The 13887-nt window shown below is 46.0% G+C and carries 8 protein-coding genes; 1 reads left to right on the forward strand and 7 read right to left on the reverse strand.

The genetic code is table 11. The features are described from left to right. Positions 1-190: 190 nt before the first annotated feature. The gene (locus tag MIC7113_RS24385) at positions 191-1429 is read right to left on the reverse strand and encodes a tetratricopeptide repeat protein (RefSeq protein WP_015184867.1); all 1239 of its coding nucleotides are present in this window, start codon (positions 1427-1429) and stop codon (positions 191-193) included. Between the two features lie 100 nt (positions 1430-1529). On the opposite strand from MIC7113_RS24385, the gene MIC7113_RS24390 reads away from it, so the two are divergent. Then, on the forward strand, positions 1530-2765 hold the full coding sequence (locus tag MIC7113_RS24390) for an esterase-like activity of phytase family protein (protein ID WP_015184868.1): 1236 nt from the start codon (positions 1530-1532) through the stop codon (positions 2763-2765). 25 nt (positions 2766-2790) lie between these two features. On the opposite strand, the gene MIC7113_RS24395 is transcribed toward MIC7113_RS24390, so the two are convergent. From MIC7113_RS24395 to MIC7113_RS24425, 6 genes are all read right to left on the reverse strand, one after another. Then, positions 2791-6132 (reverse strand): response regulator, encoded by a 3342-nt coding sequence (locus MIC7113_RS24395; RefSeq protein ID WP_015184869.1) that lies wholly within the window; start codon positions 6130-6132, stop codon positions 2791-2793. A gap of 30 nt (positions 6133-6162) precedes the next feature. Then, complete coding sequence (locus tag MIC7113_RS33805) at positions 6163-8409, reverse strand: methyl-accepting chemotaxis protein (RefSeq protein ID WP_015184870.1); 2247 nt, start codon at positions 8407-8409, stop codon at positions 6163-6165. Between the two features lie 130 nt (positions 8410-8539). Next, on the reverse strand, positions 8540-11209 hold the full coding sequence (locus tag MIC7113_RS33810) for a CHASE4 domain-containing protein (RefSeq protein WP_015184871.1): 2670 nt from the start codon (positions 11207-11209) through the stop codon (positions 8540-8542). Between the two features lie 68 nt (positions 11210-11277). Further along, positions 11278-11754 (reverse strand): hypothetical protein, encoded by a 477-nt coding sequence (locus MIC7113_RS24415; RefSeq protein ID WP_155898092.1) that lies wholly within the window; start codon positions 11752-11754, stop codon positions 11278-11280. 123 nt (positions 11755-11877) lie between these two features. Further along, the gene (locus tag MIC7113_RS24420; RefSeq protein WP_015184873.1) at positions 11878-12246 is read right to left on the reverse strand and encodes a response regulator; all 369 of its coding nucleotides are present in this window, start codon (positions 12244-12246) and stop codon (positions 11878-11880) included. Positions 12247-12307: 61 nt separating this feature from the next. Beyond that, the gene (locus MIC7113_RS24425; RefSeq protein WP_041780203.1) at positions 12308-13492 is read right to left on the reverse strand and encodes a response regulator; all 1185 of its coding nucleotides are present in this window, start codon (positions 13490-13492) and stop codon (positions 12308-12310) included. Between the last annotated feature and the right edge of the window lie 395 nt (positions 13493-13887).

Below are 13887 nucleotides of genomic sequence, written 5' to 3' on the forward strand. Positions count from 1 at the left end.
AGTTTGGATCGTTTGTCCCTAGAAGAAAGATCAAAGATGAGGGCATAAAAAAGATTGTTTTTATTTATGCTTTCCATAAATTGCAGCTATCTTTACAACTGAGACATGATCACTACCGTCTACGTTTTGGGATTGAAAGCAGCTACCGGATAAAAAAATTAATGTCGAATTAACACCCTGCTCAAAGATTCTACTGAGAACTTTGTCTGCTCACCCGCTCAATCTGCTCAGCAAAATAATTTTCCTGATACTGCAAAGACTTGGCTAATTGCATACCTCTTTGGAAGACATCAAGAGCTTGAGAATACTTTTTCTGCTCTAAATAAATTTGCCCCATCTTGTCGTAAGTATTCATCAAACCATAGAAATTATAAGACTGCTGCTGTGTCTTGAGCAGCACATCATAAACTTGTAAAGCGGAATCCGATTGATTATGAGAATGGTATAAAGCCGCGAGTTTTTGTAATGCCTCACTCGCATAAGCCCACTGACGCAATGCCCAAGCTAACTTATAGGCATCTTGATAGTTTTGACTTGCTGGATCGGGTTGATTAAGTGCTTCGTAGTCAGTTGCGATCGCAATTTTCAGAGCAGGTACACGCGGATCAGTGGGAGGGTACGTGACAGCCAATTTTTGCTTCATCCGTAAGGCATTTTCCGGCTGCTGGGATTTGTTGTAGATGTAAACAAGCTGTTCCAAGTAAGCCAGTTCATTAACGCGATCGCCCCGTGATTGAGCTTGAGTCAGCAATTCTTCATAAATAGCTGCCGCTTGCGGATAGTTGAACCAATCCATATTTAGCTGAGCCAGGGTTTTGAGCGTCGTCTCTTGCGCTTGAGTATCCCCTTGCTGACGCTCCTGAGCCAAAATTTGCTGATACACTTTAACCGCAGGTTCTGGAAATCTCACTTGCTGGTAAGCCTGTCCCAAGGTTCGCAGAAGTTCTAGATTCAGCGCCTTTTGATCTTCAGCCTCTTTCTGAATCTCCTGCAAACGCCTCGTAATCACCTGTGTATCAAACTTGCGCGTGTTCTGCCAAGCAATCTCCCCGACTCGTCCCAGTGCTTGCACTTCCTCCACTCGCCCTAACGCCCGCCGCAGTCGTAATCCTCGATACCAGACATCAAACGCCTCATCTACCTTTTTTTCTTGGTATAAAGCGACGGCTTGGGCATCTAACTCATCAATCGCAGTCCTCAATCTCGACTGTGCTTCCGGGCTGAGAGTACCCCGCTTGGGCAATCGAGGCAACAGTGGATCAGGTTTCGTTATCTCCAGGGGGTTAACTTTAAATTCCTCTGGCTTCGGCTTCTCCTGGGCTGCCAATGTCACTGAACTAAAGCACAGCAGGAATGTGGCAATCCATAACCCTGCTTTGCCCCAGTTGAGAAGTTTAAGTTGTAAAGAATTTAATATCACTTTAGTCATAACGAATTTACACCCCCATTGACGCTTAAATTAAAGCGAGAGTTTCTATTGAGCGCTTGACAAACGGTACCCACTTTTTGCCCTGATATAATAACCACTCATGACTCAGCTAGTAAACCGTAACCGGATAAAGTTACAGGCATCTCGCCAGTTGTTTTCCCTAATCTTCGCTCTGGTGCTAACACTGCTGAGTTTCCTAACAACAGCTTGTGCTCCATCCCAAGCTAGGACAGCAGAACAACGGACATTTCGCGACATTTCCCTCGATTTCTTAGGCGAGTACCAACTCCCCAAAACGAAGTTTAAGGATACCCCCGTTGGAGGGTTATCGGCTTTAACCTACGATCGCCAGCGCAATAAATTTTACGCCCTTTCCGATGACCGCTCTCAATTTGCCCCCGCTCGGTTTTACACCCTAGCACTCAGTGTCAAGCGCACTGACAAGGGGGAGATTGGCATTGAAAAAGTAGATATTGAAGATGTTACCTTCATCACCGATGAGAACGGTAAAAATTATGCCCAAGGGAGTATTGACCCTGAAGGCATGTCTCTTTCTCCCAGAGGAACGGTGTTTATTTCCAGCGAAGGCGTTCCCTCCGCAGGAATTACTCCTTTTATTCGGGAGTTCGATGTCAAAACCGGACAGCAGCGCAGTAGCTTAATCATTCCAGAACGCTATCTTGCCCCTGAGGAGACTAAAGATAAAGAGCAAGAAGAGCAAGCGCCTCGCGGGATTCAAGATAACTTAGGGTTTGAGGCGTTGACATTGGAACTAGGCAGCTTAGCTGGAGGAAATGGTGACCCATTTCGGCTATTTACCGGAACTGAGTCTGCACTATGGCAAGACGCATTACCCCCGAAGTCACCAGAATCCGCTCGGATTCGGCTGATGCATTATTTAATTGGCCCGATTAGTCGCCCGATGGTGGTAGCTGAACATCTCTACTTGCTCGACCCAACTCCGGCAGGCGCGATCGATAATGGTCTAACAGAGTTAGTCACTGTAGATATGGGAGGTCACTTTCTCACGCTGGAACGGACTTATGGTGTATTGGGAGCCAATGCCAAAATTTATCAGATGGCGATGAGTGCGGCAACCGATACCTCAACCATTGAAACGCTCAAGGGTGATGTTTCCAGAATCGATCCTGTGAAGAAAAAGTTGGTGTTGGACTTGAGTGAATTAGGGATTTATCTAGATAATTTGGAGGCAATGACACTGGGGCCACGTTTACCCGATGGTAGCCAAAGTTTACTTTTGGTCAGCGATGATAATTTTAGGGATGCTCAGATTACGCAGTTCCTTTTATTCCGCCTGAAAGGTCTCCAGCACTGAAGTGCTGACTACGAAACCATTCCAGTTAAGTTGCTGTGATCAACACTCGGACTTTTTCAATTAAACCGATGCTAGAGAATCCTTTGGTTAAATAATCGGTTGCACCTAAGCGTCTTGCCTCATCAAACCATTCCTCCGATAAGCGTGACGAAATCACCAGAATGGGAACTGTGATTCCCGCTTTTCGGCATCGGTCAATCAATGTAAAGCCATCCATATTCGGCATTTCAATATCCGTAATCACTAGATTCGGATGGGGATGCGCTTGCAACCAATTCCAGGCTTCTAGTCCATCTACACAGCTATGAGTCGGATAGCCATAAGTATTCAGCGTCGCCTCCAGTCGTCGCCGCATCAAGGCGGCATCATCCACAATCAGGATGGATGGAGTTAGATGATTTGCTTGTTCAACTTCAGAAGTTGATGATGCTGTGCTTGCAGTTCCCAAAACATGAGTGGAAAAGGTTAGCAGTCGTTTTGCCAAGGTGGGAGCGTCTAGAACAGGGAGTAAAGCCCCATTAGTTTGTAAGCTCACACCAATTAACCCATCGGGTGCAACCATTGGCTTGGGTAGAGGATTAATGATGACTTCAGCCTGTTCTAATAGTTCGTCAGCCAGTAACCAAACACCTTGCGTGGCTTCCTCGCCATATATAGAGAGGCAAATGGTTGTATCGGTTAATGGGCGCGTGGAAGAATGAGGCTGCCAGTACTTGAGCAAGTCTAAGGCAGCCAAGCGTCCAGTTTCATCCTCAATCATGCCTAACAAGGCAGGGTTAGAATCTTTGACTGGGGACAGATTCAAGTTGCACAATAAATTGATGGTCTTAATGTCATCGACAGGTAGAGCAAAGGTAGAATCCCCGGAGCGCAGCATGACACAGGAAACCAACAGGCGAGGGACTGGAAATTTGAGATGAAACGTTGTCCCAGAACCTTGAACGGTGTGGAGCGTCATCCGTCCCCCTAATCGAGCGACTTGAGCGGCAATCACATCCATGCCAATCCCACGTCCAGAAATCTCACTCACTTGCGTGCGAGAACTAAAGCCCGGTTGGCAAATGACTGCCAGGAGTTCAGCCGGTGTTTGGGTGTTTGACAGAGGTAATCCCAAGGCTTCCGCTCTGGCTTGAACGGCTTTAGCATCAATTCCTCGACCATCATCCCTCAGTTCCAACTGGAATAGATTCCCCAGCCGCTGGAGGGATAGAGTCAGGGTGCCTTGCTCTGGTTTCCCTTGGGCAACTCGCTCTGCGGAGGATTCTAATCCATGGTCGTAGGCATTGCGAATTAAGTGGAGTAACAAGGGTTCCAAGTTTCGGGCTGTGTTGACATCGAGTTCAGTTTGTTCCCCTTGAACTACCAGTTTGGCCGGTTTACTATAGCGAGTTGTAAGGTCGCGAATAATCGCTCTGGCTCGGAAGCCCAAATTTTGGAAGGGGACAAGCCGACTATCCTCAATTGTGTTTTGCAGCTTCAAAACATTATTGTCAACATTCCGCAGGTATTCGGCGACTTGCTGTGATGTTTTTCCTGTCTCCGCCCCCATTTCAGATAAGCGCAGACTAGTCTCTAGCAAGCGATTGATGATGGTATATCCCTGGCGATAGCGTTCACGGACAAGCCCTTGTGAGCCTGTCTGCGTACTCTTACTTAATTCATCTAAGAGGACATAGTCATCCTGAATCTGGCGGAGATGGGCGATCGCCTGAGCACTTTCCTGGGCGAGAGTCACAAGCTGCGCGATCTGGTGTTGCAGCGCTTGATAAAATCCTTGCGTGCTGCGGAGTGACAGTAGGGTGTCTACCAAGTATTTTGCTGATTGGTCGAGTTTCTCTAGGGGCACTGGAATCTGAACCATCTCCAGTGCTTTGTTCGATCGTTCTGCCTTGGCGGTTGCTATATCAATAACGACTGGGGGCAGTTCAGCAGGGGAGGAGGATGGAGCAGGTGGAGAAGGTGGGGAAGAAATTTCTCCCTTATCCTCCCATTGCCACTCATCGCCCTCATCGCTTTCATAACCCCAATTGACCCAATCGACTCCAACTTCTAAAGATGCTTGTACCTGATCAACAACAGAATCTTGCTCCTGAGTTGGAGTGGGGGGATGAGCAACAAAATCGTCAAGGCTCGTTTCATCCAGCCATTCCTGAACTTGACTGAAGTCTAGAGGGAGATCTGCTGAATCATCTTGGTTTAAGAATGCCTCAACCTCCTCAGGATCGGTGAGAGCATCAACTGGGTTGGGTTGAGCAAGGGGTGGCTCAACCTCAGTCAGATTTGCCCAATCTTCCAGGGGGAAAGCATCCAGAAAGTTTGTGATTTCAGGAATCGTTGAATTTTCCCCTAAATTTAGCGCATCGAGGAATGCTCCAACGTCATCTAGGGTATCTGTTTGACTGGAGTCATCTAGAAACGCATCAGACGGGTTCGGTTCAAGGGATAAGAGGTTGGATTGTGACAATAAGTCAGCCTCTAATTGAGCAGAGTCATCCTCTGGTGTCGTTTCTAGGTAGAATTGCGGCTCTGCAACCCGCCCATCATCCACACTTGCTTCAAAACTAGCGAACTCAAAGAAAACAGGATTGCCACTTTGCTTGGCACAAGTCTTGAGTGCCTGAAACAGAAGCGACCACTGCGATTGACCATGCCTTTGTTCCTTGGACAATCGCCAAATGGCATTGTCTGGATGATTCAATAATGTCTGCGCCTGAGTGAGCAGATCTGTCCAGCCTGGAGCAAATTGCAACTCCTGACCAATTTGCTCCAGTTGTTCTAGAGTTTGCTGTGCCGTGTGGAGTGTGCGAGCGGGCACTGTTCCCTGAGCGGGTAGTTGCTCCAAGGCAATTTCCAACTCCAGCACCACCAGGTCTAATCCTTGTTCAGCAAAGTCTTGATGAAGTTGTCTAAGCTCATTCCACTGAGATAGGTAGCGTTTCCGAATCTCCTCGTGAAGCACCTGAATCCGGTTTAGGAGGGGGTCGTTTTCCTTGGATTGTTGAAATTCAACGGTTACCGTCAGTAACTCTCCTGCCTCCAGCAAGGCTTGGCTCAGATGACCATCACCCAGAAGTGGAGCCAGTTCTAGATAGCGTAAATCGGATAGCACATCTTCTAAAGCGGTTGCCACGTCCAGAACCGCTAAGGCTCCGACCGTTACGGCTCCACCTTTGATGGTGTGAATACAACGGTAGAGTTCCTGAATATCCGCTCGCCAGGATTGGGGTTGGAGAGACTGGGCAATCTGGCTATATTTTTGCAGATACTCTTGAGTATCAATAATGAAAAGACTATAGAGCTCTTGTTGTAATTGAGCGTCAGCGAGGGCTTCAATACCTTGGGAAGAATCAATCTCTGGAATCGACATAATTAAAATAAAGAGATTCAGAGAAACTATTTAGATATCTGAATGGTTCTCGGACACTGGAGCGATTGTGCAAGCCAGAGGCGATAGCTCAGCCACTTCCGATACGAGATGCGGTTCGGAGTGCAGTTGGAAAAATTCAACCGTTTGCAGCAACGTTCGAGCTAAGTGTTCCATATGCTGAGCCTGTTCTCTCGTCACTCCCGCTCGATTGAAGGTTTCAGTAGAGATGTCAGAGATATAGTGAACCAATTCCAAGGTCGTTTGAGCCGCATCGGCGATCGCTTGACTCGATTGCGTCGCTTGCTGACCCATGTGAGCCACTTGCTCACTCACGGACAAAATGGTGTTGAATGCCTGCTGGGACTGCTCTACACCCGTGGTGAAGTTGCCAACCTGCTGACTAATTTCTTGGACATCGGAGTTGAGTCCAGATACAACGGTTTGAATTTGGTCTGTTCGTTGTTGGAGCAGAATCAAGCTTTGTTTGGTTTGGGTTGCCAACTGATTCACCTGCCCTGAAATCACCTCAAATTCACGAGTGATCACTGCCATTTGTTCTGGATCTTCCTGTACCTTGGCTCGGTTCGACAGCATGGAAGCATTCACTGCGAGTATTTGGGACATGGCGGTAATGCGTTGCTGATCTTTTACGAACTGAGTGGCGAGTTCAACGTAATTGGTTAGGGTTTCAGTTCGTTGAACAATGTTTGAACTCTCTCGCTGTAGCCCTTGAATCCCTTGGCTCATAGCCATAATTTCTTGTTGTCCCCGGTCAATAGCAGCCTGTGTTAATTGAACGGCTTCATCGGTGGCAACCGCCTGCAACGCTGTATCCTGAGCTTGGTCGTTGACTTGTTGCATCAAGGTTTGTACTTGAGCCACCGATTGCATTTGCTCTTTAACACTGTCTGCCACCGCAACTGCCAACTGTTCTAAATCTTCCGTGCCCTGAGTCACTCGAAAAGCGGCACGTAAAACCATCGCCATCACCTGTCCCAGTCGTTCAACGAGGCGATTCAAGGTATCGCCGACCAATCCTGTCACACGAGGACTCACCTTGGCTTCTACAGTCAAGTCTCCACCCTCAACAGCGGAAATCACATCGAGTAGGTGTTCGACTTCTTGCTGCAATGCTTGACTTTCCTCATTTAGGGTTGCTGTTCGTTCTGCAACTCGCTCCTCTAAACCCTTGCGTATCTCCTCCACCGCCGCAAACGACTCTCGCAATTGTTGCGCCATCTGGTTAAAGGATTGTTCTAAGACGCCCAACTCTCCAAAACCCTTTACCTCCAGAGTTTGGTTCAGATTTCCAGCGGCAATGGCTTGAGAGGCTTGGCTTAATCGAATGGCAGCACTGATCAGTTCGTCAGAACTATTTTCTGCTTGCAGTCGTTGGGGCTTCCCACTAATGATGGTATAGGGTTGCGATTTTCCTGAATTGGCAACAATAAAACCGTTTTTTTCGACAATAAAAAGCTTTGCTGAAGGACTCACATTCAGCGTATTGAGATAACCACTAATTTGCGAAAGGATTAGGTCAATTCCAATTACGCCCAGAAAGGTTTTGTTACTGTTATATACGGGATAGCTGGATGAAATTGACAAAACTTCTGGCTTATCTTCCCATTGATAAACCTCAGTCCAAAGCGGATGACCGACTCGCGCTGCCTCCGCATACCAGGCTTCTGTTCTCGGATCGTAGGACTTCGTTTCTTTTAACTTTGTTCGATTGCCACGCTCATCCGTTTGGTAAACGTACAACTTGCCTCCGGTGGATGAACTAGACACTTCATTAATCAGCAAATTTCCATCATCCAAACGCTCCACTCCAATAAACTCACCTTTGGTATTGGCATAGTTGTTATAGCCAATATTAAAGACTTTCATTTGCCTCCAAAAATATTTTCCTAGCCTTCTGAAGTTTTCCAGGTCTAAGGCTTCTAATTCAAGCGCATCTAGGTTAATTTGATTGAGCTGATGAGGGATCTTTAAGTAAGAGTCAAGGTGAGTTGAGACGCGCTCGCTCACTTCTGTTTGCAACCGTCCAGCCATTTCATTTACGGCCTGCTGACCATGGCGAATGGAAAGCCATCCGGTGAGTCCTACAGCAGTAACCATTGGCACCACAAACGATGTGACAACTAAGACACGGATGCTGACCTGACGCCGAATCCCAAAGTTGCGATTGTGGGGGGTGGGCGGTGGTGCTGAAGCCCTGTTCAGCTGAGTTTCTTGAAGTGGAGAAACGACAGTGGGTTGAGTTTGGAGGGTTGCCATAGAGTATGTCCAGGGTGCGGGGGTGCGGGGGTGCGGGGGTGCAGGGGAGATGTTACCTGGTCAGTTATTTCCACTGCACTGCACTACGAGGGACTTTTGGAGCAGAAACGATCCAGGTGATTTCCGTGGGTTAAGTGCGATCGGCTGCCAGCAGTAGCGATTCACTATCACTTTCTGTTGGGACATGGCTGTCTGTTTCTGAAGCAGAGGGTAGCTGGAAGAATTGAACCGTCTGAAGTAATTGAGCAGACAGGAGATCCATTTGATCGGAGCGTTCTCTAGCGATCTGAGTGAGTTCTGCGGTTTTGTTGGCGAGTCCAGCAATATCTCGCATCACCATGGCAGTGGTTTGAGCAGCTCCCACAATGTCCTCACTGAAATGAGCGACCGCTTCACCCGCTTGCACAGCCTCACCCGTGACCTTCTGAACCCGATCAAAAACTTGATTTGATTGCTCAACACCTGTAGTAAACTGCCTGACGAGGTCACCCAAACCCTGCACATCACTATCGACGGCTGATACAACACTGTGAATTTGGGCACTCTGTTGTTCGAGGGCGGTCAGTCCTTCACTGGTTTGTTGAGCCAACTTGCTCACCTGATCGGCAATCGAGTCAAATTCACGGGCAACCACCACAAATTGTCTGGGGTCACGCTGTTCAGATGCTCTGGCTGCCACAAGGGATGCATTCAAGGATAGGGTTTGGGTGATAAAGGCAATCTGGTTTTGGTTTTGTACAAATTGATCCGCTAAACCCACAAATTCGCTCAGCGTTTTCATCCGCTGCACAATCCGGTCAGTGCCTTCCTGCAAAATTGTGATGCCTTGAGTTAATGCCGCGATCGCTTCTTGCCCCTGGATCAATGTCGTAGACACTGTTTGTAGGGATTCATTCGATGCGGTTGCTCGTTCAGCAGAACCTTGGGCGGCGTTTTCGACTTGTTCCGTCAAACTCAACACTTGTCCCACGGCTTGAGCTTGTTGGTCGGCATTGGTGGCGACCGTTTCAGCGAGTTCAGTTTGCTGGTTGGCTCCCTGCGATACCTGACGTGCCGCCGTCCAAACCTCGTCTAGGACTTCAGCTAGTCGTTCAATGAAGCGGTTAAAGGTATCGGCAACGACTCCGGTAATGTGATCACTTACTGTCACCTGAGCAGTCAAGTTACCCTCTGCTGCCAGCAAGACCACATCGAGCAGATGTTTCACTTCATCTTGGAGAATGCTGCTTTGCAATGTGAGAGCCAGCAGACTGCCAATCGAGTAAACAAAAGTCTGCTCCTCCATTTGCCACCGCCGTCGAGTTCCCACCTGTTCGCAGCGGATAATCCCTGCCGGATAGCCGCTAATCTGGATAGGCAGATCCAGCAGCGATACAATATGGCTCGGTGTCAGATAGGACTCGACTAATTCTAGAGTACGGGGGTCGCTATGCACATCATTGACGATGATGGATTTATTCTGACTCAGCGCCTCAAAATATTGGGGGAAATCTGCTTGATGCTGAGTCATTCCTGTGAAATACCGCTCCAAGGTGTGATCGTATAGTTCGAGGCAGGTAAGCTGGGAGCGATCGGAGTTATAGAGCCAAATGCTCACACGGTCAACCCCTAATGTTTCAGCCGTTGCTTTAATAAATAGTCTGGCGGCTTGCTCTAAGTTTCCCTGCGCCAGTGATTCATCGCGAGACAGTGAAGCCAGGACGGTATTCTGCCGTTGTACTCCTTCCGCGTAAGCCTGCAATCGCCCCTGAGATTGCTCTAGTCGATCGAAGACTGAGTTGAATGTCGCCGCTAGATGGGATAGTTCATCGTTACCGGATAAAAATACTCTTTCCGCCAAAATACCATTGGTACCAATTTGGCTCACGGTGTTACTGAGGCGGCTCAGTCGTGACAAAATAGATTTTTCTAAAAACCAAATGATTGCAATACTAAACATTGAACCCAGCAACAGGATTCCGATCACAAGGTAATTTAAACTCGCTTGCCCTCGTGCAAACACTGTTCTGGGTTCAGTTACTCGTAATAGAAATGCAGGTTTTCCGGAAATGTCTTTGAGTAAGGCATAGCCAGCAATTGAGTCCTGGTTGAGGGGTTTAGCAAAGGACTGTTTGCCCTGCATAAAAGCCTTTCGTGCCTGCTGAAAATCAGGAGCAAGCTGTTTGGCTTCAAACGGCTCCAGTTTAATATCCGGCAGCTTGGTTAGGTCTTTCAATTGCTGAATAAACGGTTGATCGAGATAACGACCCATAATTAACGTTCCTCGAATGGGTCCGGTTCCTTCACTGGTGATAATCGGTTGTGAAGTCAGCATCATTGGGCCTTCGGGAAGTTGAATAAACCCTAAATGCTCGCTTTTGGGGTCGGGATGTTTCAGTAAAGGGCTTGAGGGTGAAAGCTGAGCGAGAAAGGCTTGAGAAACAGGGACTTCTTTGTTTTGATTGAAGTCTACGCCTTGGGAAAAAACAATCTTCCCTGATTTATTGATATATATCGCAGCACTGAGTCTTAAATTAGCGAGGTGATCGTTCGTAAAATTACTGTCAATATAAACAGGATCTCTGTTAATGATGAACTGATAAGAGTCATCCCAGCGAGAATAATCACGAGTCTGACGCGAGATATTATCTAGAGTAGTGGTTAAGATATCTAAGACCCGTTGGACATCTTTATTAACCTGTTGATTTTCTAGGGCAATATAACTTTTAGTTAATAAAGTTCTCGAAATTAAATAAAAGCCTATTGATAAACCAACAAGTCCCACTCCCAGACTCAACAAAACTTTATTTTGTAGCTTCATAGGATACCTTTAAAACACATGCTTATATCAAACATTTTGATTCAACCAAGTTATAGCTTGCGAATGCATCATCGAGGTTGCCAAATTGATTGCGGAATCTTTTCGGGTTGAAACATCTCTATAGAGAGATTGAATGATTCTGTCGCTTGTTGCTGATTCAGCCCTAGTTGTTCCTGGGAAATACTGCCAATCACTCGATCAACGATTAGCCCCACACCAAAAAGTTCACTAACTGATGAACTCAAACGGATCGCTGTCAACTTTTCCTGAATTCTTTGCCGTTGGATCAGGTGTTCCTGAGTTACTGGATTGCTCAATTGGGGGGTAATCAGAGAGATAATATTGCCCTGATGGTGAACAATTCCCTCCAACCTAGAATCATAGAAGGGTAACTTGAGGATTTGTGAGCGCTCAATGAGCATAATTTCAGTAACCCACTGTGATGGAAAACTAATTTTTTGCTCTCCGATTTGTGTCAGAATATAGCGACGCTGAAAGGACTGTAAAGAGAATGAATGAGTTTCGATATCAACAGGAATATTCATCAGATTTGACAGCATTTTCCAGGACTTAACGTTCAAATTAATAAGCTAAAAGTCTGATTTATTAATTCTTTTAGCTCAATCGTGAATTGATCAAAATGTATAATAAAAGAAGTGATATGAGTCTTAGAGTTCTTGTAAGGTTTGTTCAAGACGCTCACGGGTAATGGGCTTAGTCAAATAATCATTTGCACCAGCTCGCCTAATTCCATAACTGACTTCTACAGGTGTTTTTTTGCTGGAATAGAAAATTACATGCTGATTGACAGTGCGTTGGTTCAATCGCAACTCTCTTAAAAATTTGTAGCCATCTTTTTCTGGCATAACAATGTCCAAAAATACGGAGTCATATTCGCCAGTTATGAGCTTTTCAATGATGCCGGTTGTACTGTCATATGCCTCAACTTGATGACCCATTTCTTCCAAGATGGACGCCAGAAAACGCCGATCTACAGCACTATCATCGACAATAATGAATCGCAAGTGTTCTTTCATCGATTAAACTCTCTCAAAGAAATAACTGTTTTCATGTTTAAACACCTAAACGATGGTTAATTTAGCTGGATTGATGGATAAGGAGCAGTTGTGAGAGTAATAGACGAAGTCCCTGTTTGAATCTTGAGACATCATTAGGTGCAAGGGGTTTGCTTAAGAATTGACAACCACTCCATCGCGCTCGCCAGTTATTGGTCAGGGTTTGTTCCGCCGTTAACATAATGATGGGCACTGAAGCTAATTGAGGTTGGCGGCGAATTTGTTTAACCAAATCAAAACCCGTTATTCCCGGCATGTTGATATCTAGGAAGAAAACGGCAGGGTTTGAATGGGGTATGGATTGTAGGAGGGTTGTAGGGTCGTTAAATGCTCGAACGGAATATCCCCAAGTTGTCACCAAAGTTTCAAACTGTTTCAGGATTAAAGGGGAGTCATCAACAACAAATATTTCAGGTGTAGAGGTAACAGGAGGCGATTGGATTTTTATGAAGCGTTTATCAATCAAGCTAGCAAAGACTTTAGCAATTTCTAACGAATCTTGAGCCAGAGATGAGGCAATATCATTCAAGGTTTGACCCTTTGACACTAATGTCTTCAACCACAGCTTCTGCTGGTTCGTTAAATTAGCAGAATTGACGACTTCAGAGTTAATAAGTGGCACACTTTCCATCGATGGAATGGTAGTTCGTAGCTTCTTCCACCAAACTTGTCGCTCTTTGGCTTGGGACAGTAAATCCTCGATATCAAATCCTGACAGTGAAGTTTGGAGTTCAAGCGGAGTAGAGGGTATAAACTTAGCCTGTCCTGGATACTTGAAGAGATAGGTATCAAAGTCTGATAAAATTCCCAATCGTAAGGCTCCTCTCAATTCCTCCATTGTGAACAAGCCCAGTTGCTGTAATTCATGCATCAGTTCCAGGAATAAGACTGATTGTCCTTTCTGTTTTTCTTGCATGAATCGTTTTTCTAATTCCACAAGGGCGTATCTAACATCCGCATTTTGTAAACGAGATATATAACGCTGAAATATCTTGAGAAATACTTGCCATGAGAGCTTTTGATTTCCAGAAAATACAACCTGCCCTTGAGAGACTCCGAGGCACCACCGATTCATGCTATCTGTTCCACCCAAAATCGGAAATTCAAATAGTAAATACCCTGTCAGTGCCTCTTGAGATACTTGGCATAGTTTCTGGGGCAACTCTTGTGCTTGAAACTTAAAAGTGTAGGGTTGTAGTATTTTCATTGGTACATCTAGATCAGTATGGAAGCTCATAGGAACTATCAGTGTTCAGTATGCAAGTTTCGTCAAATAGAAAAATCAAACACTTGCCCCATGGAGACTTAGGGCTTTACCATATTGTTATGCACCCATTGCATAGAGAATACCTGCAAGCCTTACTGGAAAAGATAAGCTGAGTTGCCTTAACATGGCATAATCTCCTCCCTCAACTTTCCCATCTTCTTACTGTGCAACTTGAATGCGGGTTGGCTGATTTTTTCCCCACATCTTCTATCAGGATTATGTGGAGTCAGTATGCCCTAGATCATAGTGAAGAAATGTAAAAAAATGGTGAAGAATCCATATATTAATTAGTTCTAAATAAATAAAAAAGAAACTCCCCAAAATTTTGGCTCAAT

The organism is Allocoleopsis franciscana PCC 7113 (assembly GCF_000317515.1).
Lineage (GTDB): Bacteria > Cyanobacteriota > Cyanobacteriia > Cyanobacteriales > Coleofasciculaceae > Allocoleopsis > Allocoleopsis franciscana.